Below are 23,302 nucleotides of genomic sequence, written 5' to 3'. Positions count from 1 at the left end.
CAGGCAGAATTTGGCTTATGATAAAAAGAGAGCAGTCTTTAGCAACGCCGTATCTACAGTTCGATCGTACCCAATGGGCTGCGTTGCGAGATTCAGTGCCGCTGACGTTATCAGAAGAAGAAATTGTTAAGCTAAAAGGGATTAACGAAGATCTCTCTTTAGAGGAAGTGGCGCAGATCTACCTCCCCCTGTCGCGACTGTTGAACTTTTACATCAGTTCCAATCTGCGCCGCCAGGCCGTTCTGGAGCAGTTCCTTGGCACCGACGGGCAGAAAATCCCCTATGTGATCGGCATCGCCGGCAGCGTCGCCGTAGGTAAAAGCACCACCGCCCGCTTACTGCAGGCGCTGCTTAGCAGCTGGCCGGAACACCGCAGCGTTGAACTGGTCACCACCGATGGCTTCCTGCACCCTAACAAAGTGCTGAACGAACGCGGTCTGATGAAGAAGAAAGGCTTCCCGCAGTCTTACGATATGCATAGCCTGGTGAAGTTTGTCTCAGAAGTGAAATCAGGCGCTAAACGCGTCACCGCACCGGTTTATTCACACCTGATTTATGACGTCGTACCCGACGGTAATAAAGTCATTGAACAGCCGGATATTCTGATTCTGGAAGGTCTGAACGTGCTGCAGAGCGGTATGGACTACCCGCACGATCCACACCACGTCTTTGTCTCGGATTTTGTCGATTTCTCTATCTATGTCGACGCGTCTGCAGAACTGCTGCAAACCTGGTATATCAACCGCTTCCTGAAGTTCCGCCAAGGGGCGTTCTCTAATCCAGACTCTTATTTCCATAACTATGCCAAACTCTCCGAGAGTGAAGCGGTGAAAATCGCGACTCAGCTATGGAATGAGATTAATGGACTGAATTTACAGCAGAACATTTTACCGACCCGCGAGCGCGCCAGTCTGATTATGACGAAAAGCGCGAATCACGCCGTCGAGCATGTGCGCCTCAGGAAATAGCCTGTTTGCAGGGGGCAGCCTTGTCCCCTGCAAACAACAGCATTACTCGGCGCTGCGTAATGAGATCTCACCGCCGATAAAGGGTTTAATCACCCCATCTTGCTCAAGCAACAGCGCCCCCTGCTGATCGATGCCGCGTGCGATGCCAAAGATCTGCTGCTCGCCGATCAGGAGTTTTACCGGACGATCGATAAAGTTATCCAGCTCACGCCAACGTGTAATGAAAGGTGCCAGCCCCTCGCTTTCGAACTGCCGTAATGACTGACGCATCTCGTTAAGCAACGTGGCGGCAAACTCATTGCGGTCAATAGCGATCCCGGCCTCCTGCAGGTTAATCCAGCCCTGATTAATACTGTCGCTATGCGTATCACGCATTGCCAGGTTGATGCCGGCGCCGATAACGATCTGCGCCGCATCGCCGGTTTTACCGGTCAGTTCGACAAGGATGCCGGCCAGTTTACGATCGTTCAGGTAAAGGTCATTCGGCCATTTCACCCGAACTTTTTCTGCACCCAAACGCTGTAGCACCTCGGTCATCACGATACCGATCACCAGGCTCAGGCCAATCGCTGCCGCCGGGCCCTGCTCCAAACGCCAAAACATCGACAAATAGAGATTGGCGCCAAACGGAGATACCCACTGGCGCCCGCGCCGGCCTCGTCCCGCCTGTTGATATTCAGCCACGCAGGCATCGCCGGATTGCAGACTGCCGATGCGGTCGAGCAAATACTGGTTGGTTGAGTCCACCACCGGCAGTACGGTCACCTGCTTTTCATCCAGCAACGCAGCAATACGCTGCGCTTCCAGGAGTTGAATCGGTGCCGGCAGGCTGTAACCTTTCCCCGGGACGGTAAACACGTCTACGCCCCACTCTCTGACGGTTTGAATGTGCTTGTTAACCGCGGCACGGCTCATGCCCAGATATTCACCCAGCTGTTCACCCGAATGGAAATCTCCATCGGCTAGCATGGCGATGAGCTTTAATGGGACCGTCGTGTCTCTCATGAAATAGCCTCTACGGCGTCTACTTCTCCCGTCGCCGCAATAAAGCGCACTTCAGGTTCAAGCCAGACGCTAAACGTCTCTGCAACCGTGTTGCGTACATGACGCGCCAGCGCAACGATATCCTGGCTGACGGCATTATCCTGGTTAATCAATACCAGCGCCTGCTTGCTGTGCACTGCAGCGCCGCCAATACGATAACCTTTTAACGCGCATTGGTCGATCAGCCAACCTGCCGCCAACTTCACCCGGCCATCCGCCTGCGGGAAGTGCGGCATGCCAGGATGAGCGGCTAACAGCTCTGCAGCATGCTCCTTCTCCACCACCGGATTCTTGAAAAAGCTGCCGGCGTTGCCGGTTTCTCGCGGGTCAGGCAGTTTACTGCGACGCATCGCACAAACCGCATCAAATACCTGGCGCGGCGTTACCGTCTCTTTATCCAGCTTGGTCAGATCGCCATAGCTCAATAGCGGCTGCCATTGCTTATTCAGTCGTATACCCACGCCAACAATGATATGGCCGATTTTGAATTGATGTTTGAAAATACTTTCCCGGTAGCCGAAGTTGCAGCGTTCGGGCACCATCCTGTCAATCTCGCCGGTCGTCAGATTAAGCAGGTCGACGTATTCACAGACATCTTTCCATTCAACGCCATAAGCGCCGATATTTTGAATAGGTGCAGAGCCAACACAGCCAGGGATCAGGGCCAGATTTTCCAAACCGTGCATGCCACCGTCGAGCGTTCTTTTTACCAGCTCATGCCAGCTTTCACCGGCACTGACATGCAGATGCCAGCTATCCTCTTCTTCCCTGACCTTAATGCCGTGCAGGCGGTTAATCATGACCGTACCAGCAAAATCTTCTAAAAACAGGACATTACTGCCCTCTCCAAGAACCAGCAGCGGCTCTTGACGTTTTTTCGTCTTCTGCCAGACCTTAATCATTAGCTCAATGTTTTCAGCAATGACCAATTGCGCTGCGTTAACCGGGAGCGCAAAGGTATTGTGATTTTTTAAAGACGCGCTTTCACTAGACATGATATTGAATACCCATTCCGGAATAAATTGTACTTAGTCTACTCGAATAAAATCTTGTGGCTATTATTTGTTTTTTAACAATGCGTGCCGCATCGCCAAAATCATGAAACTGAATGCAGCAACGGTCAGGCTATCTGGATGAAAGATCGCAATAAATTCAATGATGCGGCGATGGGAAATGCGTTTTCGCGTAAGAGAAGAAATAACAAAAAACAGGGAAACATATAAATACATTGCTTATAAGCATAGTAATTGATTGCGGATTTATATGTTACCCCAATAGATGAAACACCTAATGAATAAACAATAAGCCAACCATATGTATTATTACTAAGTCGTCATAAGGGATATTATCGGATATTTATTGATGCCAAACGCAAAAAGCCTCATGCTTTCGCATGAGGCTTTCTACTTTATTTGATGCCTGGCAGTGTCCTACTCTCGCATGGGGAGACCCCACACTACCATCGGCGCTACGGCGTTTCACTTCTGAGTTCGGCATGGGGTCAGGTGGGACCACCGCGCTATTGCCGCCAGGCAAATTCTTTTTTACCCGTCCTGTGTCTTTCACGCTGCTGCCGCCTTGGCCGCTCTCTGTCGTCACAGTCACATACTCATGTATGCTCCTGCTCCGCCATCGCTTGCCGCCTTGCTTCAGCGCGAAATCCTTCGGACTTCAATCACAGAACAGGCTGAAAATATCTATCTCTCTAAAACACCTTCGGTGTTGTAAGGTTAAGCCTCACGGTTCATTAGTACTGGTTAGCTCAATGCATCGCTGCACTTACACACCCAGCCTATCAACGTCTTAGTCTTAAACGTTCCTTCAGGGGACTCGAAGTCCCAGGGAAGACTCATCTTGAGGCAAGTTTCGCGCTTAGATGCTTTCAGCGCTTATCTTTTCCGCACTTAGCTACCGGGCAGTGCCATTGGCATGACAACCCGAACACCAGTGGTGCGTTCACTCCGGTCCTCTCGTACTAGGAGCAACCCCTCTCAATCTTCCAACGCCCACGGCAGATAGGGACCGAACTGTCTCACGACGTTCTAAACCCAGCTCGCGTACCACTTTAAATGGCGAACAGCCATACCCTTGGGACCTACTTCAGCCCCAGGATGTGATGAGCCGACATCGAGGTGCCAAACACCGCCGTCGATATGAACTCTTGGGCGGTATCAGCCTGTTATCCCCGGAGTACCTTTTATCCGTTGAGCGATGGCCCTTCCATTCAGAACCACCGGATCACTAAGACCTGCTTTCGCACCTGCTCGAGCCGTCACTCTCGCAGTCAAGCTAGCTTATGCCTTTGCACTAACCTCACGATGTCCGACCGTGATTAGCTAACCTTCGTGCTCCTCCGTTACTCTTTGGGAGGAGACCGCCCCAGTCAAACTACCCACCAGACACTGTCCTCACCCCAGATTATGGGGCCGAGTTAGAACATCAAACATTAAAGGGTGGTATTTCAAGGATGGCTCCATGCAGACTGGCGTCCACACTTCAAAGCCTCCCACCTATCCTACACATCAAGGCTCAATGTTCAGTGTCAAGCTATAGTAAAGGTTCACGGGGTCTTTCCGTCTTGCCGCGGGTACACTGCATCTTCACAGCGAGTTCAATTTCACTGAGTCTCGGGTGGAGACAGCCTGGCCATCATTACGCCATTCGTGCAGGTCGGAACTTACCCGACAAGGAATTTCGCTACCTTAGGACCGTTATAGTTACGGCCGCCGTTTACCGGGGCTTCGATCAAGAGCTTCTCCTTACGGATAACCCCATCAATTAACCTTCCGGCACCGGGCAGGCGTCACACCGTATACGTCCACTTTCGTGTTTGCACAGTGCTGTGTTTTTATTAAACAGTTGCAGCCAGCTGGTATCTGCGACTGGCTTCAGCTCCATCCGCAAGGGACTTCACCTACGCGCCAGCGTGCCTTCTCCCGAAGTTACGGCACCATTTTGCCTAGTTCCTTCACCCGAGTTCTCTCAAGCGCCTTGGTATTCTCTACCTGACCACCTGTGTCGGTTTGGGGTACGATTTGATGTTACCTGGAGCTTAGAGGCTTTTCCTGGAAGCTTGGCATCAACTACTTCTGCACCGTAGTGCATCGTCATCACGCCTCAGGGTTAACAGCGTTCCGGATTTACCAGGAACACCCCCCTACACGCTTAAACCGAGACAACCGTCGCTCGGCTAGCCTAGCCTTCTCCGTCCCCCCTTCGCAGTAACACCAAGTACAGGAATATTAACCTGTTTCCCATCGACTACGCTTTTCAGCCTCGCCTTAGGGGTCGACTCACCCTGCCCCGATTAACGTTGGACAGGAACCCTTGGTCTTCCGGCGAGCGGGTTTTTCACCCGCTTTATCGTTACTTATGTCAGCATTCGCACTTCTGATACCTCCAGCAACCCTCGCAGGCCACCTTCAACGGCTTACAGAACGCTCCCCTACCCAACAACGCCTAAGCGTCGCTGCCGCAGCTTCGGTGCATGGTTTAGCCCCGTTACATCTTCCGCGCAGGCCGACTCGACCAGTGAGCTATTACGCTTTCTTTAAATGATGGCTGCTTCTAAGCCAACATCCTGGCTGTCTGTGCCTTCCCACATCGTTTCCCACTTAACCATGACTTTGGGACCTTAGCTGGCGGTCTGGGTTGTTTCCCTCTTCACGACGGACGTTAGCACCCGCCGTGTGTCTCCCGTGATAACATTCTTCGGTATTCGGAGTTTGCATCGGTTTGGTAAGCCGGGATGGCCCCCTAGCCGAAACAGTGCTCTACCCCCGAAGATGAGTTCACGAGGCGCTACCTAAATAGCTTTCGGGGAGAACCAGCTATCTCCCGGTTTGATTGGCCTTTCACCCCCAGCCACAAGTCATCCGCTAATTTTTCAACATTAGTCGGTTCGGTCCTCCAGTTAGTGTTACCCAACCTTCAACCTGCCCATGGCTAGATCACCGGGTTTCGGGTCTATACCTTGCAACTAGACGCCCAGTTAAGACTCGGTTTCCCTACGGCTCCCCTATTCGGTTAACCTTGCTACAAAATATAAGTCGCTGACCCATTATACAAAAGGTACGCAGTCACACCACGAAGGTGCTCCCACTGCTTGTACGTACACGGTTTCAGGTTCTATTTCACTCCCCTCGCCGGGGTTCTTTTCGCCTTTCCCTCACGGTACTGGTTCACTATCGGTCAGTCAGGAGTATTTAGCCTTGGAGGATGGTCCCCCCATATTCAGACAGGATAACACGTGTCCCGCCCTACTCATCGAACTCACGACCTGTGCATCTTCGTGTACGGGACTATCACCCTTTACTGTGCGACTTTCCAGACGCTTCCACTGACACACAAGCCGATTCAGGTTCTGGGCTCTTCCCCGTTCGCTCGCCGCTACTGGGGGAATCTCGGTTGATTTCTTTTCCTCGGGGTACTTAGATGTTTCAGTTCCCCCGGTTCGCCTCCTGCCACTATGTATTCATGACAGGATAGTGTGTCGAAACACACTGGGTTTCCCCATTCGGGTATCGTCGGTTATAACGGTTCATATCACCTTACCGACGCTTTTCGCAGATTAGCACGCCCTTCATCGCCTCTGACTGCCTAGGCATCCACCGTGTACGCTTAGTCACTTAACCTCACAACCCGAAGATGTTTCACTTCGCGTTGCAAACATTTGAGAGACTCTATGACAGGTTACTCCTCATCCCACTACTTCTACGGAGGGACAAGTTTCAGCCGTCATGTTTCAATTTTCAGCTTGTTCCAGATTGTTAAAGAGCAAAATACTTCGCAGCATACTGTTGCCAATATACTCTGAAGTATTGATATTCGGACTTATATGGTGGAGCTAAGCGGGATCGAACCGCTGACCTCCTGCGTGCAAGGCAGGCGCTCTCCCAGCTGAGCTATAGCCCCATACAGTCACTGACAGAGACCTTCGGTTTACTACTTCTCTTCTAGGCAAGGCGTGGTGTCGCGACGCATATTGAAATATGCGAGCGGCGCCATAACGCAGCATAGGAGAGAAGTGGTAGGCCTGAGTGGACTTGAACCACCGACCTCACCCTTATCAGGGGTGCGCTCTAACCACCTGAGCTACAAGCCTATAAAGGTATTTCTGCTCGTTCTTTTCATCAGACAATCTGTGTGGACACTGCACAGTCAGGATATCTTTCGGTAAGGAGGTGATCCAACCGCAGGTTCCCCTACGGTTACCTTGTTACGACTTCACCCCAGTCATGAATCACAAAGTGGTAAGCGCCCTCCCGAAGGTTAAGCTACCTACTTCTTTTGCAACCCACTCCCATGGTGTGACGGGCGGTGTGTACAAGGCCCGGGAACGTATTCACCGTAGCATTCTGATCTACGATTACTAGCGATTCCGACTTCATGGAGTCGAGTTGCAGACTCCAATCCGGACTACGACGTACTTTATGAGGTCCGCTTGCCTTCGCAGGTTCGCTTCTCTTTGTATACGCCATTGTAGCACGTGTGTAGCCCTACTCGTAAGGGCCATGATGACTTGACGTCATCCCCACCTTCCTCCAGTTTATCACTGGCAGTCTCCTTTGAGTTCCCGGCCTAACCGCTGGCAACAAAGGATAAGGGTTGCGCTCGTTGCGGGACTTAACCCAACATTTCACAACACGAGCTGACGACAGCCATGCAGCACCTGTCTCAGAGTTCCCGAAGGCACCAATCCATCTCTGGAAAGTTCTCTGGATGTCAAGAGTAGGTAAGGTTCTTCGCGTTGCATCGAATTAAACCACATGCTCCACCGCTTGTGCGGGCCCCCGTCAATTCATTTGAGTTTTAACCTTGCGGCCGTACTCCCCAGGCGGTCGATTTAACGCGTTAGCTCCGGAAGCCACGCCTCAAGGGCACAACCTCCAAATCGACATCGTTTACGGCGTGGACTACCAGGGTATCTAATCCTGTTTGCTCCCCACGCTTTCGCACCTGAGCGTCAGTCTTCGTCCAGGGGGCCGCCTTCGCCACCGGTATTCCTCCAGATCTCTACGCATTTCACCGCTACACCTGGAATTCTACCCCCCTCTACGAGACTCTAGCTTGCCAGTTTCAAATGCAGTTCCCAAGTTAAGCTCGGGGATTTCACATCTGACTTAACAAACCGCCTGCGTGCGCTTTACGCCCAGTAATTCCGATTAACGCTTGCACCCTCCGTATTACCGCGGCTGCTGGCACGGAGTTAGCCGGTGCTTCTTCTGCGAGTAACGTCAATTGATGAACGTATTAAGTTCACCACCTTCCTCCTCGCTGAAAGTGCTTTACAACCCGAAGGCCTTCTTCACACACGCGGCATGGCTGCATCAGGCTTGCGCCCATTGTGCAATATTCCCCACTGCTGCCTCCCGTAGGAGTCTGGACCGTGTCTCAGTTCCAGTGTGGCTGGTCATCCTCTCAGACCAGCTAGGGATCGTCGCCTAGGTGAGCCATTACCCCACCTACTAGCTAATCCCATCTGGGTTCATCCGATGGTGTGAGGCCCGAAGGTCCCCCACTTTGGTCTTGCGACGTTATGCGGTATTAGCCACCGTTTCCAGTGGTTATCCCCCTCCATCGGGCAGATCCCCAGACATTACTCACCCGTCCGCCGCTCGCCGGCGAGGAAGCAAGCTTCCTCCCGCTGCCGCTCGACTTGCATGTGTTAGGCCTGCCGCCAGCGTTCAATCTGAGCCATGATCAAACTCTTCAATTAAAAGCTTGATTCGCTAAGTTAATAGCTGTTGCTCAAAGATTACTGCATGAATTTTACTTCAGTTAGTCACTCTTCAAGACTTGATATTTTTTGCATCCGAAGATGCTGGATATCGTCTTGTGAGTGCCCACACAGATTGTCTGATAAATTGTTAAAGAGCATCGCCGGAGATAATTCCCATCGGCGCGGGCTGCGTATACTACGCTTTTCACCCGGAGAGTCAAGCGTTTATTTCGCTTTCTTCTCGCTGACCCGGCGGCTTGTCAGTCGTTGTTCCCGGTCAGTGGAGGCGCATTATAGGGAGTTCTCAGAACGCCGCAACCCCTAATTTAAAAAAACTTTTCAACTGCCTTCTTTTTCAACAAAACGCTGCTCAAGGCAGCGTTTTTGTCACTTTTCATACTAAAGCTGGCGGAATTCCTGGGCAAAACGTTCGACCTCACGCCAATCTGTATACTCTACTTCTTTACTGCTATCCGTTTCTCCCCCCGTCATACGCATAATGAACTGAATCATTATACGGTCGAACCAGCGGTAACGCGGATATCGCAGCGCACCAGCAAAGACTGCGCACTGTTTGGGTTGCCACGGCGAAGCGAGCAGGAACTTACGGGTATAAGGGTTGGTTTGCGGCGAGCGTTTGTCCGGCTTGCGCGCCGTCAGATTGACGGAGAAGAAAGCGCTCGGCATATGGTTCAAACGTTCGGCATGGCGTTTTACAAACTTATCCAACGCAGGATTAAAATGCCCGTAGCGAATCGAGGCGCCAATCATGATGCGTTGATACTGCCCAAGGTCGACGCTTTCCGCCTGAAGCAGGTCAACCACATCGCAGCACATCGCCTCTTGCAGCTTACTCGCAATATAAGAGGCAATGGCGTGAGTCTGCCCATCGCGACTCGAATAGAGAATCAGTGCCTTCATGGCGTTACTCCTTATCCAGGATCATTCACGCCAGAAGGTCGGCGTAAACAGAACCAGCAGTGTGAAAACTTCAAGGCGCCCGAACAGCATCGTCAACACCAGTATCCACTTCGCCGGCGGCGGCATGGTCGTAAAGTTATCGGCGACAACCCCCAGGCCGGGGCCCAGGTTGTTCAGCGTAGCGGTCACGGCAGCAAAGGCGGAGAAATCATCCACGCCGGTGGCGATAATCGCCAGCATGCTGACAATAAACACCAGCGCGTAAGCTGAGAAGAAACCCCATACTGCTTCTAATATACGTTCGGGCAACGCGCGGTTACCCAGCTTAATGGTATACACCGCATTGGGGTGCACCAGTCTTTTTAGTTCTCGCGAGCCCTGTAGATACAGCAGCAAGATACGGATCACCTTCAGGCCGCCGCCGGTGGAACCGGCACAGCCACCGATAAAGGCGGAGCACAGCAGCAGCATCGGCAGGAACAACGGCCATTTGGCAATGCTGTCGGTGGTAAAGCCTGCTGTCGTCGCCATGGAAACCACCTGGAAAAACGCCTGATTGATCGTTTCCATACCCGACTGATAGACGCCGTGTCCCCACAGGATCACCGAACACACCACCACCAGCGTTAATTGCACAAAGATAAACATGCGGAATTCAGGATCGCGCCAATACACCTTCAGGCTGCGGCCGCTCAATAGCGCAAAGTGCAGACCGTAGTTACAGCCGGAGATCAACAGGAATACGGCGATAATGGTGTTAATCGTCGGACTGGCGTAATAGCCGATGCTGGCGTCGTGGGTAGAGAAACCGCCAATGGCGATGGTGGAAAAACTGTGGCCAATGGCGTCAAACGCCGACATCCCGGCCCCCCACAGCGCCAGCGCGCAGGCCACGGTCAGCAGCACATAAATCAGCCACAGAGTTTTCGCCGTTTCCGCAATCCTTGGGCGCATTTTATTGTCTTTCAGCGGCCCCGGCATTTCTGCACGGTACAGCTGCATCCCGCCGACGCCGAGGATAGGCAAAATAGCCACCGCCAGCACGATGATCCCCATCCCGCCCATCCACTGCAGCATCTGCCGGTAGAACAAAATGGCTTTAGGCAGCGAATCCAGCCCCACCAGCGTGGTAGCGCCGGTAGTGGTCAGGCCGGAAAAGGATTCGAAAAACGCATCGGTAAGCGAAAGATTAGGCCGCTCGGAGAACAGAAATGGCAACGCCCCCACGCTGCCCAGCACCGTCCAGAACAGCACCACGATCAGAAACCCTTCGCGCGGCTTCAGTTCATGCTTTTGCTTACGGTTCGGCCACCACAGCAGCAAGCCGATAGTCACGGCAACAAAGAAGGTCTGCGTAAATGCCCGCCCCGCGCCATCGCGGTAAATCAACGCCACCAGTCCGGGGAGGAACATTGTCCCGGAGAATAAGATGACCAATACACCTACGATACGGGTTATGGCGCGAAAATGCATTTCACACGATCCTTAGCAATTTAATTGGAGGGAATTATTGCGAAATGGGGGTTAATTGCAAATTACCGCGACTCAGATCACGTAATTTATTCCCAAAGGCCACGGTTTCCGTTGCCGGCAGAGCCAAATGCAGTATGACATCCGCACCGTATTCGCCGTGCAGAATCCGTCCTTCCATTTGCTGCAGCAGATTCTCAACCAACGCCAGCTGCGCATAGTCGCATTGCAAAGTATATTCCAACTGCGGCACTTTGCTGACCAGCGGCAGCTGCTTTAACGCCTGCTGCACCCCGCTGCCATAGGCTTTGACCAAACCGCCTGTGCCTAATTTGATCCCGCCGTAGTAGCGGACCACCACCGCGGTAATTTCCCCCACGCCGCTGCCCATCAACTGGGCCAGGATCGGTTTGCCCGCCGTGCCGGAGGGTTCACCGTCGTCAGAAAAACCCAGCTGCTGCGAATCCCCCGGCGCACCGGCGACAAAAGCCCAGCAGTGATGCCGGGCCGTAGGATGTTCCTCTTTGACCTGCTGAATAAATGCTTTGGCCGCATCCACGCCGCAGGTCGGCGCCAGTAACGTAATAAAGCGGCTTTTCTTTATCTCCTCACAGACGCTGACGCCGTCGGCAGGAACCGGGTATGCCTCCATCACGCCAAATGAAGATCGCGCGTCATGTTTTCCACCCGCTTGTCATGAATCACGACGTTATCTTCAATACGGATGCCGCCGTAAGCCTTCATCATATCAATGCGCTCCCAGGCAAAATGCTTGGCGAACTCGCCGCTGCGCCACGGCGCCAGCAGAGACTCGATAAAATACAGCCCCGGCTCAATGGTCAACACCATGCCCGGTTGCAACACCCGCGTACAGCGCAGGAACGGATACTTGGCCGGCGCCGCCAGGTGGGTGCCGTTTTCATCCTGCATAAAGCCGGCGGCGTCATGCACCTGCAAACCCAGCGGGTGGCCCAAACCGTGCGGCAGGAACGGGCAGGTAAGACCCTGCTCAACCATCGCCTCTTCGCTGATGTCATTCACCAGGCGGTGTTTCTTCAACAGGCCGGCCAAACGCTGGTGCATCTGCACATGGTAATCGGTATAACGTACGCCGGGCTTCAGCGTATCGATCAACGCCAGCTGTTCAGCGTTGAGATCCTTAATCAGCGCGGCGAAGTCGCTGTCGCCGTCCGCCGCATAGGTACGCGTCAAATCCGCCGCGTAGCCGTTATATTCCGCCCCGGCATCGATCAGGAAGCTGCGCATGTCGGACGGCGGCTGATGGTCAAGCGTGGTGTAATGCAGTACGGCGGCGTGTTCATTCAGCGCCACGATATTGCCGTAAGGCACGTCGGTGTCGCGGTGGCCGGTCGCGGTCAGGTAGGCCTGATTGATATCAAACTCGCTCATGCCGGACAGGAAGGCTTCACGTGCGGCCTTATGCCCCGTCACCGCCGTTTTCTGCGCGGCGCGCATGCAGGCCTGCTCATAACCGGTTTTAATCGACCGGTGGAAATCAAGGTAGTTCAGCACCGCCTGCGGATTGATATTGTCTGCGGCAATGCCCAGTTCCCGCGCCCGCTGCTGAGCGTAGCCAATATAGCCGACGCGCTCGCGCTGCGCGGGCAGAAGCTGGCCGATATCGCCGGCATTGGCCAACGGTATCAGCTCGACAGACTGCGTCCAGAAGCTATTCGGTAAAGGCTCGACGCTGTGCCAATAGTCTACCGGCGAGTAGAACCACAGCTTCGGCTTGTTAACGCCATCAATCCATAACCAGCAGTTCGGCACCGACGTCACCGGCACCCACGCTTTAAAATGCGCGTTGACCTTGAACGGATAGTGGTGATCATCCTGAAATACCCGCAACAACTCGCCGGAATGAATCAGCAGCGCGTCCAGTTTATTGCGCGCCAACACGTCGCGCGCGCGGTTTTGCAGTTCATTCAGATGTTCGTTATACAAAGAAGCCAGCGTTTCCATCACAGTACCTTTATGCCCTTAGAACGGAATACGCCATCTTAACACACTGATTACGCACTCCAACCCCGCCACCTCAGGCATGCGAAACGCCTCGCAAACTGTTAACCATGCCGATCCGGCCAGATAAACCATCGCTATGGCCATCGGTGAAAAAACGATACTGCATCAGCCAGATGCACTAAAGCACATAAAATATAATAACTATAAAAATCAATTAAATATGATTATCCCTTGTGATCGGCGCAGCAAAAAATCAATTTCTGATTTGCATATTTTTAACATTAAAACCACACTCACTTTCATCTGGTCATACCAGATCATACGCGCTGATTCAGGAGATAGACATGCTCTACCAAGGCGAAACATTACAACTGCACGAGCTCGAGAACGGTATCGCCGAGCTGGTGTTTGATGCCCCAGGCTCGGTCAACAAGCTGGATACCCGTACCGTTGCCGCGCTGGGCGAAGCGCTCGACGTCCTGGAGAAACATGCCGGGCTGAAAGGGCTGCTGCTGCGTTCCAACAAAAACGCATTTATCGTCGGTGCCGATATCACCGAATTCCTGTCACTGTTCGCCGCCCCGGCGGAAAAACTGCAGCATTGGCTGGCCTACGCCAATTCTATTTTCAACCGCCTGGAAGATTTACCGGTGCCGACCATTTCCGCGATTAACGGCTATGCGCTGGGCGGCGGTTGCGAATGCGTGCTGGCGACAGACTTCCGCGTGGCAACGCCGGATGCGCGCATCGGCCTGCCGGAAACCAAACTCGGCATCATGCCGGGCTTCGGTGGCTCAGTACGTCTGCCGCGTCTGCTCGGCAACGACAGCGCGCTGGAAATTATTGCCGCCGGTAAAGACATCGGCGCTAAAGAGGCGCTGAAAGTCGGCCTGGTCGATGCGGTCGTCGCGCCGGAAAAACTGGCGGACGCTGCGCGGCAGATGTTGCAGCAGGCCATCGACGGACAATTGGACTGGCGCGCCAGCCGCCAGCCGAAGCTGGAGCCGCTGAAGCTCAGCCCGATTGAAGCAGCGATGAGCTTTACCACCGCCAAAGGCATGGTGCTGCAAACCGCCGGCAAACACTACCCGGCGCCGATGACCGCGGTGAAAACCATTGAAGCCGCCGCCAAACTGGGGCGCGATGAAGCCCTGAAGCTGGAGACCGCCAGCTTTGTGCCGCTGGCGCGTTCCAATGAAGCGCGGGCCTTGGTCGGCATCTTCCTCAACGATCAGTTTGTGAAAGGTCAGGCGAAAAAACTGGCGAAAGACCATGCCGCGCCGAAGCAGGCCGCAGTGCTGGGCGCCGGTATTATGGGCGGCGGCATCGCCTATCAGTCCGCATTAAAAGGCGTGCCGGTGCTGATGAAGGATATCAGTGAGAAATCGCTGACGCTCGGCATGGGCGAAGCCGCCAAACTGCTGAACAAACAGCTGGAGCGCGGCAAGCTCGACGGCATGAAAATGGCCGGCGTGCTGGCAACCATTCAGCCAACGCTGGACTACGCCGGGATCGAACGCGCCCAGGTGATCGTCGAAGCGGTGGTGGAGAATCCGAAGGTCAAAGCCGCGGTGCTGAGCGAAGTGGAAAGCCTGATCGGCGAAGAAACGGTGCTGGCCTCCAACACCTCGACCATTCCGATCAATGAGCTGGCAAAATCGCTGCAGCGCCCGCAAAACTTTTGCGGTATGCACTTCTTTAACCCGGTGCACCGTATGCCGCTGGTAGAAATTATCCGCGGCGAGCGCACCAGCGACGACACCATTGCTGCCGTAGTGGCCTACGCGTCACGCATGGGGAAAACGCCGATCGTGGTCAATGACTGCCCGGGCTTCTTCGTCAACCGCGTGCTGTTCCCTTACTTTGCCGGCTTCAGCCTGCTGCTGCGGGACGGCGCCGATTTCCGCCAGGTCGATAAAGTGATGGAAAAACAGTTCGGCTGGCCAATGGGTCCGGCTTATCTGCTGGACGTGGTCGGCATCGATACCGCACATCATGCCCAGGCGGTGATGGCCGCCGGCTTCCCTGAACGCATGGGCAAAGATTACCGTGACGCGGTCGACGTGATGTTCGACAACCAGCGTTTCGGCCAGAAAAATCAGCTGGGGTTCTACCGCTATAGCCAGGATAACAAAGGCAGACCGCGTAAAGAGAACGATGAACAAACCGATACGCTGCTGGCGGAAGTCAGCCAGCCGCGGCAAAACATCAGCGCCGAAGAAACCATCGCGCGCATGATGATTCCGATGATTAACGAAGTGGTGCGCTGTCTGGAGGAAGGCATCATCGCCAGCCCGGCGGAAGCCGATATGGCACTGGTTTACGGCATCGGTTTCCCGCCGTTCCACGGCGGCGTATTCCGCTACCTGGATACCATGGGCACGGCCCATTACGTTGAAATGGCGCAGCGTTACGCACATCTGGGCGCGCTGTACCAGGTCCCGGCCGGCCTGCGCGCCAAAGCCGAACGTAATGAAAGCTACTACCCGGTGACGGCGCCGATCGCGGATGTCTCCACTGGCCAACCGGCATGAGGTCATAAAGATGGAAAACGTAGTTATTGTTGACGCCGTCCGTACGCCGATGGGCCGCTCAAAAGGCGGCGCCTTCCGTCAGGTACGCGCCGAGGATCTGTCCGCCCACCTGATGCGTACGCTGCTCAGCCGCAATCCGGCGCTGGAACCCAGCGCGATTGATGATATTTACTGGGGCTGCGTACAGCAGACGCTGGAACAGGGCTTTAACGTGGCGCGCAACGCCGCGCTGCTGGCGGAAATTCCCCATACGGTGCCCGCCGTTACCGTCAACCGCCTGTGCGGTTCCTCCATGCAGGCGCTGCACGACGCCGCACGCGCCATTATGGTCGGCGATGCGCAGGTCAGCCTGATCGGCGGCGTCGAACATATGGGCCACGTGCCGATGAACCACGGCGTGGACTTCCACCCCGGCCTCAGCCGCTCGGTCGCCAAGGCTGCCGGCATGATGGGGCTGACCGCAGAAATGCTGGCCAAGATGCATGATATCAGCCGCCAGATGCAGGATGAGTTCGCCGCACGCTCACATCAGCGCGCCTATGCCGCCACGCAGGCCGGCCATTTTAAAGCGGAGATCGTCGCCACCACCGGTCACGATGCCGATGGCGTCCTGACGCGCTACGACTTTGATGAAGTGATCCGCCCGGAAACCACGGTGGAAAGCCTGGCCGCACTGCGTCCGGCCTTCGATCCGCTGAACGGTACGGTGACCGCCGGCAGTTCCTCCGCCCTGTCGGACGGCGCTTCCGCCATGCTGCTGATGAGCGAATCGCACGCCAAGGCCTTGGGGCTGAAAGCGCGAGCACGCATCCGCTCGATGGCGGTAGTGGGCTGCGATCCGTCCATCATGGGCTACGGCCCGGTGCCCGCCAGCCGGCTGGCGCTCAAGCGCGCCGGACTGACCACGCAGGATATCGATCTGTTCGAACTGAATGAGGCCTTCGCCGCGCAGTCGCTGCCCTGCATCAAGGATCTGGGGCTGCTGGATAGCCTGGACGATAAGGTCAACCTGAACGGCGGCGCCATTGCGCTTGGTCACCCGCTGGGCTGCTCCGGTTCACGTATCTCCACGACCCTACTGAACCTGATGGAACGGCGCGACGCGCAGTTTGGCCTGGCCACCATGTGCATCGGCCTGGGCCAAGGCATCGCCACCGTGTTCGAACGCGTATAACACACCCTTTGCCGGCCCGCCGGGCCGGCAGCTCAGTTTAGTTGCCGTGTTTCCCGCCTGTCAGGGGCGGGTTTTTTCTTCCCGTCGTTTCACCGGTGACTAGTCCTGATATAGGTTGACACTTTTCAGCCGGATAACGCCCGATGAACCTCATCGGGCGTTTTGTATTTCAGCGACAGGTGCGGCCGCTGTGTGTTGTAGATGTTCACCGACTCCCTGACCATCTTTTTTGCCTGTACGATGTCTTCTGGCCTGCCGAGCAGATATTCCGTTTTAAGTATCCCATTTACCCGTTCCGCCAGCGCATTCTGGTAACAGTCATACCCGTCCGTCATCGAGCAAGTGACACCATACCTTTGATGTAACGCCTGATATTCCTGCGAACAGTACTGGATACCCCTATCCGAGTGGTGCACCAGCGGCAACGTCGTGCGTCTGCCGGCCAGCGCCATTTTGAACGCGCAGGCGACGTGTCGGGTATGCAGACTGTCATGTACATGATACCCCACGATTTTTCTCGACCAGGCATCCGTTATCAGGCTGACATACGCCGTTCCCGTCCTCAGCGGCAGGTAGGTGATATCCGCCACCCACACCTGTTCCGGACGGCTGGCTATTACTTGATTGTCTCCTGCTTTCAGCAGGTTGGGATGGCGATAAAAACGATGATGGCTGTGCGTCGTCTTGTGATATGCCCGTTTAGGCATCACCAGTAACCGCGCGCAGCGCAGGATACTGAACAGCCGGTCGCGGCCCACATGCAACGCCGGTTCCGGGCGTTGCCGCAACAGGTGATGCAACTTACGCGTCCCCAGTCGGGGCTGATGCAAGCGGATAGCCGTTACCTGTGCGACGAGATGCCGGGCCTGCTCCTCTCTGCCTGCCTCTCGCTGCAGAGACTGATACCACGCTTGTCGGCTGATGCCCATCCATCGGCAGGCCCGCGTTACTGTGAGTCCCGGTACTTGTGTTTGCGCGATAAGGCGGTTAACTGCTTTTTTGTCAGCGTAGCACCAAAGTCGGTATTCATCACTTTGACGACGGCTTCGAAGAACTGGGCTTTGACTTCAGATTCAGCCAGTTGCTGCTCAAGTTCTTTAATTCGCTGTTCGGGCGTCAGGGGAAGTTTGGGCATGTTGCCTCCGCACTTTTGGGGGGAAGGAGAAGTCCGCCAGTCAAGTTGACCGTATTTGCGCAGCCAGTTCATGACGGTTGCGTTGCCTTGGATACCATAACGGTCTGCGGCCTGACGACAAGTCATTTCACCTTTTTCGACCTGTTCGACAACGGCTAACTTAAAGGATAGAGAGTAATCGCGTTGTGTGCGTTTAACATACTGGTTCATCACATTTTCCTCTGTACGTGAGTAAAATGTGTCAACGTTATTTAGGACGGGTCACGGCAAAAAAATAGGGCGGCTTACGCCACCCCTGGTTACGACCCGTACCGCATCCCGCTTAGATAAACGAGAAGGCATCGCCAAACATGCGCGAGGCCTGCGCGCCGCGCTCTGCGCAGAAGCGCTCGCGGGCGATTTTCGCCATCTCGAAACGGCCGGCGATATAAATATCGTGCTCGGCCAGCGAACCGTAATCCTGCAGTACCGCACTCAATACCGTGCCGCTGCGGCCGCGCCATTCAGGGTCCGGCTGCTCCACCACCGGGATCACCTTCAGATTCGGATGCTGCAGCGACAGCGCTTCCAGCTCACTCAGATCGTACAGATGCTGCAGTTCACGGCCGCCCCAGTAAATCGCAATATCGCGATCCGGCTGCTGTTCCAGCGCGGTCAGCAAAATGGAACGTGCGTACGAGAAGCCGGTTCCGCCGGCGATCAGCACCAGCGGACGGCTGCCGTCCTCACGCAGCCAGGCGTCGCCATGCGGCACATCGACGGTAATCGCCTGCTCTTTCAAAATACGGTCCATCACCGCCATGGCGTACAGGTTCAGCTCAGAAGCGCCAATGTGCAGCTCAATATATTCCTGCTGCGACGGCGTGGAGGCCAGTGAGAACGGACGCTTGTCGCGCTCGTCCATCACCACCATCAAATATTGTCCGGCCTTGAATGAAAACGGTGCTTCCGGCACCAAACGTACCCGATAAACGGTATCGGTAATGGCCTCTACGGAGGTCACTTTACAGCTCAATATTGTCATGCGTTCCCTCTGTCGGGTCATCAATGCAAAACTGAGAACAGGGCGCTGACGCTACAACGTCGGCTCCCTGTCACTGAAGATTGCGAGTTCGTCCCAGATCTCATCGATGCGCGCACGCACCTTTTCATCCATCACGATCGGACGACCCCACTCGCGCTGGGTTTCCCCCGGCCATTTATTGGTGGCGTCCAGCCCCATCTTCGAACCCAGCCCGGAAACCGGCGAGGCGAAGTCCAGATAGTCAATCGGCGTATTTTCCACCATCACGGTATCCCTTGCCGGATCCATGCGTGTGGTAATCGCCCAAATCACATCATTCCAGTCACGCGCGTTGACGTCGTCATCGCAAACAATCACGAACTTGGTGTACATAAACTGACGCAGGAACGACCAAACGCCCATCATCACACGTTTGGCATGGCCCGGATACTGCTTCTTGATGGTGACTACCGCCAGGCGGTAGGAGCAGCCTTCCGGCGGCAGATAGAAGTCGACGATTTCCGGGAACTGTTTTTGCAGAATCGGCACAAAGACTTCATTCAACGCCACGCCCAACACCGCCGGCTCATCCGGCGGACGGCCAGTATAGGTGGAATGGTAAATGGCGTCACGACGCTGCGTCACATGTGTAACGGTGAATACCGGGAAATGGTCGATTTCATTGTAGTAACCGGTATGGTCGCCGTATGGCCCTTCCGGCGCCATTTCTCCCGGCTCAATATAGCCTTCGAGCACGATTTCCGCGCTGGCGGGCACTTCCAGATCGTTGGAAATACATTTGACGACTTCAGTTTTATTGCCGCGCAGCAGCCCGGCGAAGGCGTATTCGGACAGCGTATCCGGCACCGGCGTCACCGCGCCAAGGATGGTGGCCGGGTCGGCCCCCAGCGCCACGGATACCGGGAAGCGCTCGCCGGGGTGCGCCTGACACCACTCCTGGTAATCCAGCGCGCCGCCGCGGTGCGACAGCCAGCGCATAATCACCTTGTTCTTGCCCAGCACCTGCTGACGGTAAATCCCCAGGTTCTGACGCTCTTTCTCCGGCCCGCGGGTCACGGTCAACCCCCAGGTAATCAGCGGTGCGGCGTCTTCCGGCCAGCAATGCATCACCGGGATGCGGCCAAGATCGACATCCTCACCCTGCCACACCTGTTCCTGACAGGGCGCCGATCCCAGGACTTTGGTCGGCATGTTCAGCACCTGCTTGAACTTCGGCACCTTGTCGAACAGATCGCGGAAGCCCTTCGGCGGCTCAGGCTCTTTCAGAAACGCCAGCAGCTTGCCCACGTCGCGCAGCGCGCTGACGTCTTCCTGGCCCATGCCCATCGCCACACGGTTTGCCGTGCCGAACAGATTGCACAGCACCGGCATGTCATAGCCTTTCGGGTTTTCAAACAGCAGCGCCGGGCCGCCCGCACGCAGGGTGCGATCGGCAATTTCCGTCATTTCCAGATAGGGATCGATAGGCTGGCTGATGCGTTTTAGTTCCCCTCTCTTTTCCAGCAACGAGAGGAAATCGCGTAAGTCACGGTATTTCATACTGTTCATTATAACGGCCAGTGAGGCGGGCATTATAAGCCCTCTTCACGGTTGATGCTGCAATTTTGTTAAACAGCGCCGCGGCGCTGTCAGTGACAGTCGAACGGCACCAGCGCCTGCAGCGCCAGCGTATCCTGATGTTCCTGCGTCGCCGTGTTATGGCGAAACAGCTTGTACCCTTGGCCGCGCGCACTGATATAGCGCAGCGTATTGTCGCGGACGTGCAGCAGGCTGCCTTCGCGCAGCGCCACGACGGATTCGCTCGGGTTGACCGCACAGAACTCGGCCAGGCGTTCATCGCGCGTTTCCCCCATATGGCCGCTGATATGCGCATCGATATAGTGCGGATTGATCTGCAGCGGGAACAGCCCTAACGACGGCAGCACGACGCTGTTGCGTACCGGCATATCATTGGTGGTACGGATACTCGGCGTCGCAACGTTGCAGCCGGCGCTCCAACCAACGTACGGCACATGACGTTCACGCACCGCGCGCTGAATGGGGACGATCAGGCCATTTTCATGCAGCAGCTGGTTCAACAGCCAGCTGTTGCCGCCGCTGATCAGAATGCACTCCGCCTGTTCAACCGCTGCCGCCGGCGAGGCCGCGTGGTGAATGCTGGAGACGGGAATGCCCAGCGTCTGCGTCAGCTCCCGCGCGCGTTCATCGTAATCGCTGCGGATCAGCGCGTAAGGGATCAGCAGCGCAGAGGTGAGACGACGGCGGGCAACCATCTCCAGCAGGGGCTCTTTGGCGTAGCCCAGCAGTTCCGCCTCACCGGAAAGCTTACCGTTGCTCAGTAGAAATAGTTCCATTGCTGTCCCTTATCTTCAGAAGGATGAATAACATCACATAGACGCTCGCCGCACTTTGCGATACTGCTCACGGTAACAAATTTTGTGCCCCCAGTTATACCCGGGCACGGCAGATATGTGTATGGCAGCACGCCAAATGCTGCCGATTAAGCACGATCTGCGCCAGCGAGACTGGGTTTTCTCTGATTAACCCCGTTTCACTATTGTGGGGCTTAGCCTAGGTATCCGTAATGGCTTTTGCTATGCTTAACGGCTGACAGAAAGGCATGTGAAATTATGGAATCTTGGTATTTACTCTATTGTAAACGCGGCCAGCTCTTGCGGGCACAGGAACACCTGGAACGGCAGGCGGTGGGCTGTTTTAGCCCGATCATCGCGCTGGAAAAGATTGTGCGCGGCAAGCGCACCACGGTGAATGAACCGCTGTTTCCCAACTACCTGTTTGTGGCGTTCGATCCTGAGCGGATCCACACCACGACCATCAGCGCGACGCGCGGCGTCAGCCACTTTGTCCGCTTTGGTTCGCTGCCAACAACCATTCCACATACGGTTATCGAAGAGCTGCGCACCCATACCAACGACACCTATGTCGACCCGGAAACACCGCAGCCGGGCGATACCGTGCTGATTACCGACGGCGTGTTCGAAGGTCTGCAGGCCATTTATACCGAGCCGGACGGCGAAGCACGCTCGATGCTGCTGCTGAACCTGATTAACAAACAGGTGACGCAAAGCCTGGATAACAAGCAGTTCGAAAAGATGTAAACAGGGCACCTTCAGACTGCTGACAAAGCCTGTTATTAGGGATAGCGTGGCGATGGGGTCGTAGCGGCGTAAGCCGCCGGAGCGCCCCTCGTTACGCTAGGCCCGAGTATCTCGGACTCTCAGACCACTTTGTCATCAACCTCAAGGCGCCACAGGGCGCCTTTTTATCTTCCGTCGGGCAGCCAATCAGCGCCGCATTGCTTCGTCATGCAGCCACTGCGCCACGCGCTTGGCAAAATAGGTCAGCACGCCATCGGCGCCGGCGCGTTTGAAGCACATCAGCGACTCCATAATCGCCGGTTGCTCCTGCAGCCAGCCGTTCTGGATCGCCGCCATATGCATCGCATACTCGCCGGACACCTGATAGGCGAACGTCGGCACGCCAAAGTTATCCTTCACGCGGCGCACCACGTCCAGATACGGCATACCCGGCTTCACCATCACCATATCCGCCCCTTCCTGCAGATCCTGCGCAATTTCCTGCAGCGCTTCGTCGCTATTGGCCGGATCCATCTGGTAGGTTTTCTTGTTGCCGCCCTTCAGGTTGCCGCTGGAACCCAGCGCATCGCGGAACGGACCGTAATAGCAGGAAGCATACTTGGCAGAGTAGGCCATAATCTGCGTATTGATCAGCCCCTGCTGCTCCAGGCTGTCGCGAATGGCGCCGATGCGCCCGTCCATCATATCGCTCGGGGCGACAATTTCCGCGCCGGCTTCCGCATGCGACAGCGCCTGACGCACCAAAATCTCTTTGGTGACGTCGTTAATCACATAGCCGTCGTTATCAATCACGCCGTCCTGACCGTGCGTGGTATAGGGATCCAGCGCCACATCGGTCAGGATGCCCAGCTCAGGCACCGCATCCTTCAGCGCGCGCACCGTGCGCTGCACCAGGCCGTCAGGGTTATAGGCTTCTTCCGCATGCAGGGATTTCTGCGCGGACTCAATCACCGGGAACAGCGAAATCACCGGCACGCCAAGCTTGGCGATGGCTTCCGCCTCTTTAACCAGCAGGTCGATGGACATCCGCGCCACGCCCGGCATGGAGCTGACCTCCTCCCGACGTTGGCTGCCTTCCATCACGAAAACCGGATAGATCAAATCGTTAACGCTCAGCTGGTTTTCAGCCACCAGGCGACGGCTGAAATCATGGCGACGCACGCGACGCATGCGACGCCCCGGGAAAGTACCCGGAAACGCATAGCTCAT

14 protein-coding genes, 2 tRNA genes, 3 rRNA genes and 1 pseudogene are annotated in these 23,302 nt (G+C 55.5%); 4 read left to right on the top strand and 16 right to left on the bottom strand.

The features are described 5' to 3' along the window. Positions 1–17 precede the first annotated feature (17 nt). Complete coding sequence (coaA, locus tag D781_RS01145) at positions 18–968, top strand: type I pantothenate kinase (RefSeq protein ID WP_015344218.1); 951 nt, start codon at positions 18–20, stop codon at positions 966–968. Between the two features lie 42 nt (positions 969–1,010). Here the strand turns inward: coaA and birA are convergent, their stop codons facing one another. From birA to pepQ, 11 genes are all read right to left on the bottom strand, one after another. After that, positions 1,011–1,973, bottom strand: coding sequence for a bifunctional biotin--[acetyl-CoA-carboxylase] ligase/biotin operon repressor BirA (gene birA / locus D781_RS01140; RefSeq protein ID WP_015344217.1), 963 nt, complete (start codon positions 1,971–1,973; stop codon positions 1,011–1,013). Continuing rightward, positions 1,970–3,007 (bottom strand): UDP-N-acetylmuramate dehydrogenase, encoded by a 1,038-nt coding sequence (gene murB, locus D781_RS01135; RefSeq protein WP_015344216.1) that lies wholly within the window; start codon positions 3,005–3,007, stop codon positions 1,970–1,972. The genes birA and murB overlap by 4 nt, the downstream gene beginning before the upstream one ends. Positions 3,008–3,429: 422 nt before the next feature. Beyond that, positions 3,430–3,545: ribosomal RNA gene (rrf, locus tag D781_RS01130) — 5S ribosomal RNA — on the bottom strand. Positions 3,546–3,738: 193 nt separating this feature from the next. Next, a 23S ribosomal RNA gene (locus D781_RS01125) occupies positions 3,739–6,646 on the bottom strand. A gap of 204 nt (positions 6,647–6,850) precedes the next feature. After that, a tRNA-Ala gene (locus D781_RS01120) sits at positions 6,851–6,926 on the bottom strand. A gap of 113 nt (positions 6,927–7,039) precedes the next feature. Continuing rightward, positions 7,040–7,116 (bottom strand) — tRNA-Ile (locus tag D781_RS01115). Between the two features lie 72 nt (positions 7,117–7,188). Beyond that, positions 7,189–8,730, bottom strand: a 16S ribosomal RNA gene (locus D781_RS01110). Together the 16S, 23S and 5S rRNA genes with 2 tRNA genes alongside form the textbook arrangement of a ribosomal RNA operon. Before the next feature lie 402 nt (positions 8,731–9,132). Next, the gene (gene hemG, locus D781_RS01105) at positions 9,133–9,654 is read right to left on the bottom strand and encodes a menaquinone-dependent protoporphyrinogen IX dehydrogenase (RefSeq protein ID WP_015344215.1); all 522 of its coding nucleotides are present in this window, start codon (positions 9,652–9,654) and stop codon (positions 9,133–9,135) included. A gap of 21 nt (positions 9,655–9,675) precedes the next feature. Then, positions 9,676–11,127 (bottom strand): Trk system potassium transporter TrkH, encoded by a 1,452-nt coding sequence (gene trkH / locus D781_RS01100; protein WP_015344214.1) that lies wholly within the window; start codon positions 11,125–11,127, stop codon positions 9,676–9,678. Positions 11,128–11,161: 34 nt separating this feature from the next. Next, on the bottom strand, positions 11,162–11,776 hold the full coding sequence (locus D781_RS01095) for an IMPACT family protein (protein WP_015344213.1): 615 nt from the start codon (positions 11,774–11,776) through the stop codon (positions 11,162–11,164). After that, positions 11,776–13,107: a Xaa-Pro dipeptidase gene (gene pepQ, locus D781_RS01090; protein WP_015344212.1), complete on the bottom strand. Its 1,332-nt coding sequence runs from the start codon at positions 13,105–13,107 to the stop codon at positions 11,776–11,778. Before pepQ ends, D781_RS01095 begins: the two co-directional genes overlap by 1 nt. A gap of 344 nt (positions 13,108–13,451) precedes the next feature. On the opposite strand from pepQ, the gene fadB reads away from it, so the two are divergent. Next, on the top strand, positions 13,452–15,641 hold the full coding sequence (gene fadB / locus D781_RS01085) for a fatty acid oxidation complex subunit alpha FadB (protein WP_015344211.1): 2,190 nt from the start codon (positions 13,452–13,454) through the stop codon (positions 15,639–15,641). 10 nt (positions 15,642–15,651) lie between these two features. Next, complete coding sequence (gene fadA, locus D781_RS01080; protein ID WP_015344210.1) at positions 15,652–16,815, top strand: acetyl-CoA C-acyltransferase FadA; 1,164 nt, start codon at positions 15,652–15,654, stop codon at positions 16,813–16,815. Positions 16,816–16,914: 99 nt separating this feature from the next. On the opposite strand, the pseudogene D781_RS01075 reads toward fadA, so the two are convergent. From D781_RS01075 to pepE, 4 genes and pseudogenes are all read right to left on the bottom strand, one after another. After that, a pseudogene (locus D781_RS01075) lies at positions 16,915–18,160 on the bottom strand (IS3 family transposase). A 112-nt stretch (positions 18,161–18,272) separates the two neighbouring features. Beyond that, positions 18,273–18,974 (bottom strand): NAD(P)H-flavin reductase, encoded by a 702-nt coding sequence (fre, locus tag D781_RS01065; protein WP_015344208.1) that lies wholly within the window; start codon positions 18,972–18,974, stop codon positions 18,273–18,275. Between the two features lie 51 nt (positions 18,975–19,025). Beyond that, positions 19,026–20,522, bottom strand: a complete 1,497-nt coding sequence (ubiD, locus tag D781_RS01060) for a 4-hydroxy-3-polyprenylbenzoate decarboxylase (protein ID WP_102024946.1) — start codon at positions 20,520–20,522, stop codon at positions 19,026–19,028. Between the two features lie 80 nt (positions 20,523–20,602). Beyond that, positions 20,603–21,328: a dipeptidase PepE gene (gene pepE, locus D781_RS01055; protein WP_015344206.1), complete on the bottom strand. Its 726-nt coding sequence runs from the start codon at positions 21,326–21,328 to the stop codon at positions 20,603–20,605. A 276-nt stretch (positions 21,329–21,604) separates the two neighbouring features. On the opposite strand from pepE, the gene rfaH reads away from it, so the two are divergent. Next, positions 21,605–22,093 carry a transcription/translation regulatory transformer protein RfaH gene (gene rfaH, locus D781_RS01050; RefSeq protein ID WP_015344205.1) on the top strand — a complete coding sequence of 163 codons (489 nt, stop codon included), beginning with the start codon at positions 21,605–21,607 and terminating at the stop codon, positions 22,091–22,093. 186 nt (positions 22,094–22,279) lie between these two features. Here rfaH and hemB read toward each other — a convergent pair whose 3' ends face one another. Beyond that, the gene (gene hemB, locus D781_RS01045; protein WP_015344204.1) at positions 22,280–23,302 is read right to left on the bottom strand and encodes a porphobilinogen synthase; all 1,023 of its coding nucleotides are present in this window, start codon (positions 23,300–23,302) and stop codon (positions 22,280–22,282) included.

It is taken from the genome of Serratia sp. FGI94, from assembly GCF_000330865.1.
Lineage (GTDB): Bacteria > Pseudomonadota > Gammaproteobacteria > Enterobacterales > Enterobacteriaceae > Serratia_B > Serratia_B rubidaea.
The sequence above is the reverse complement of the archived record's forward strand: the minus strand, read 5'-3'. Positions and strand labels throughout refer to the sequence as shown.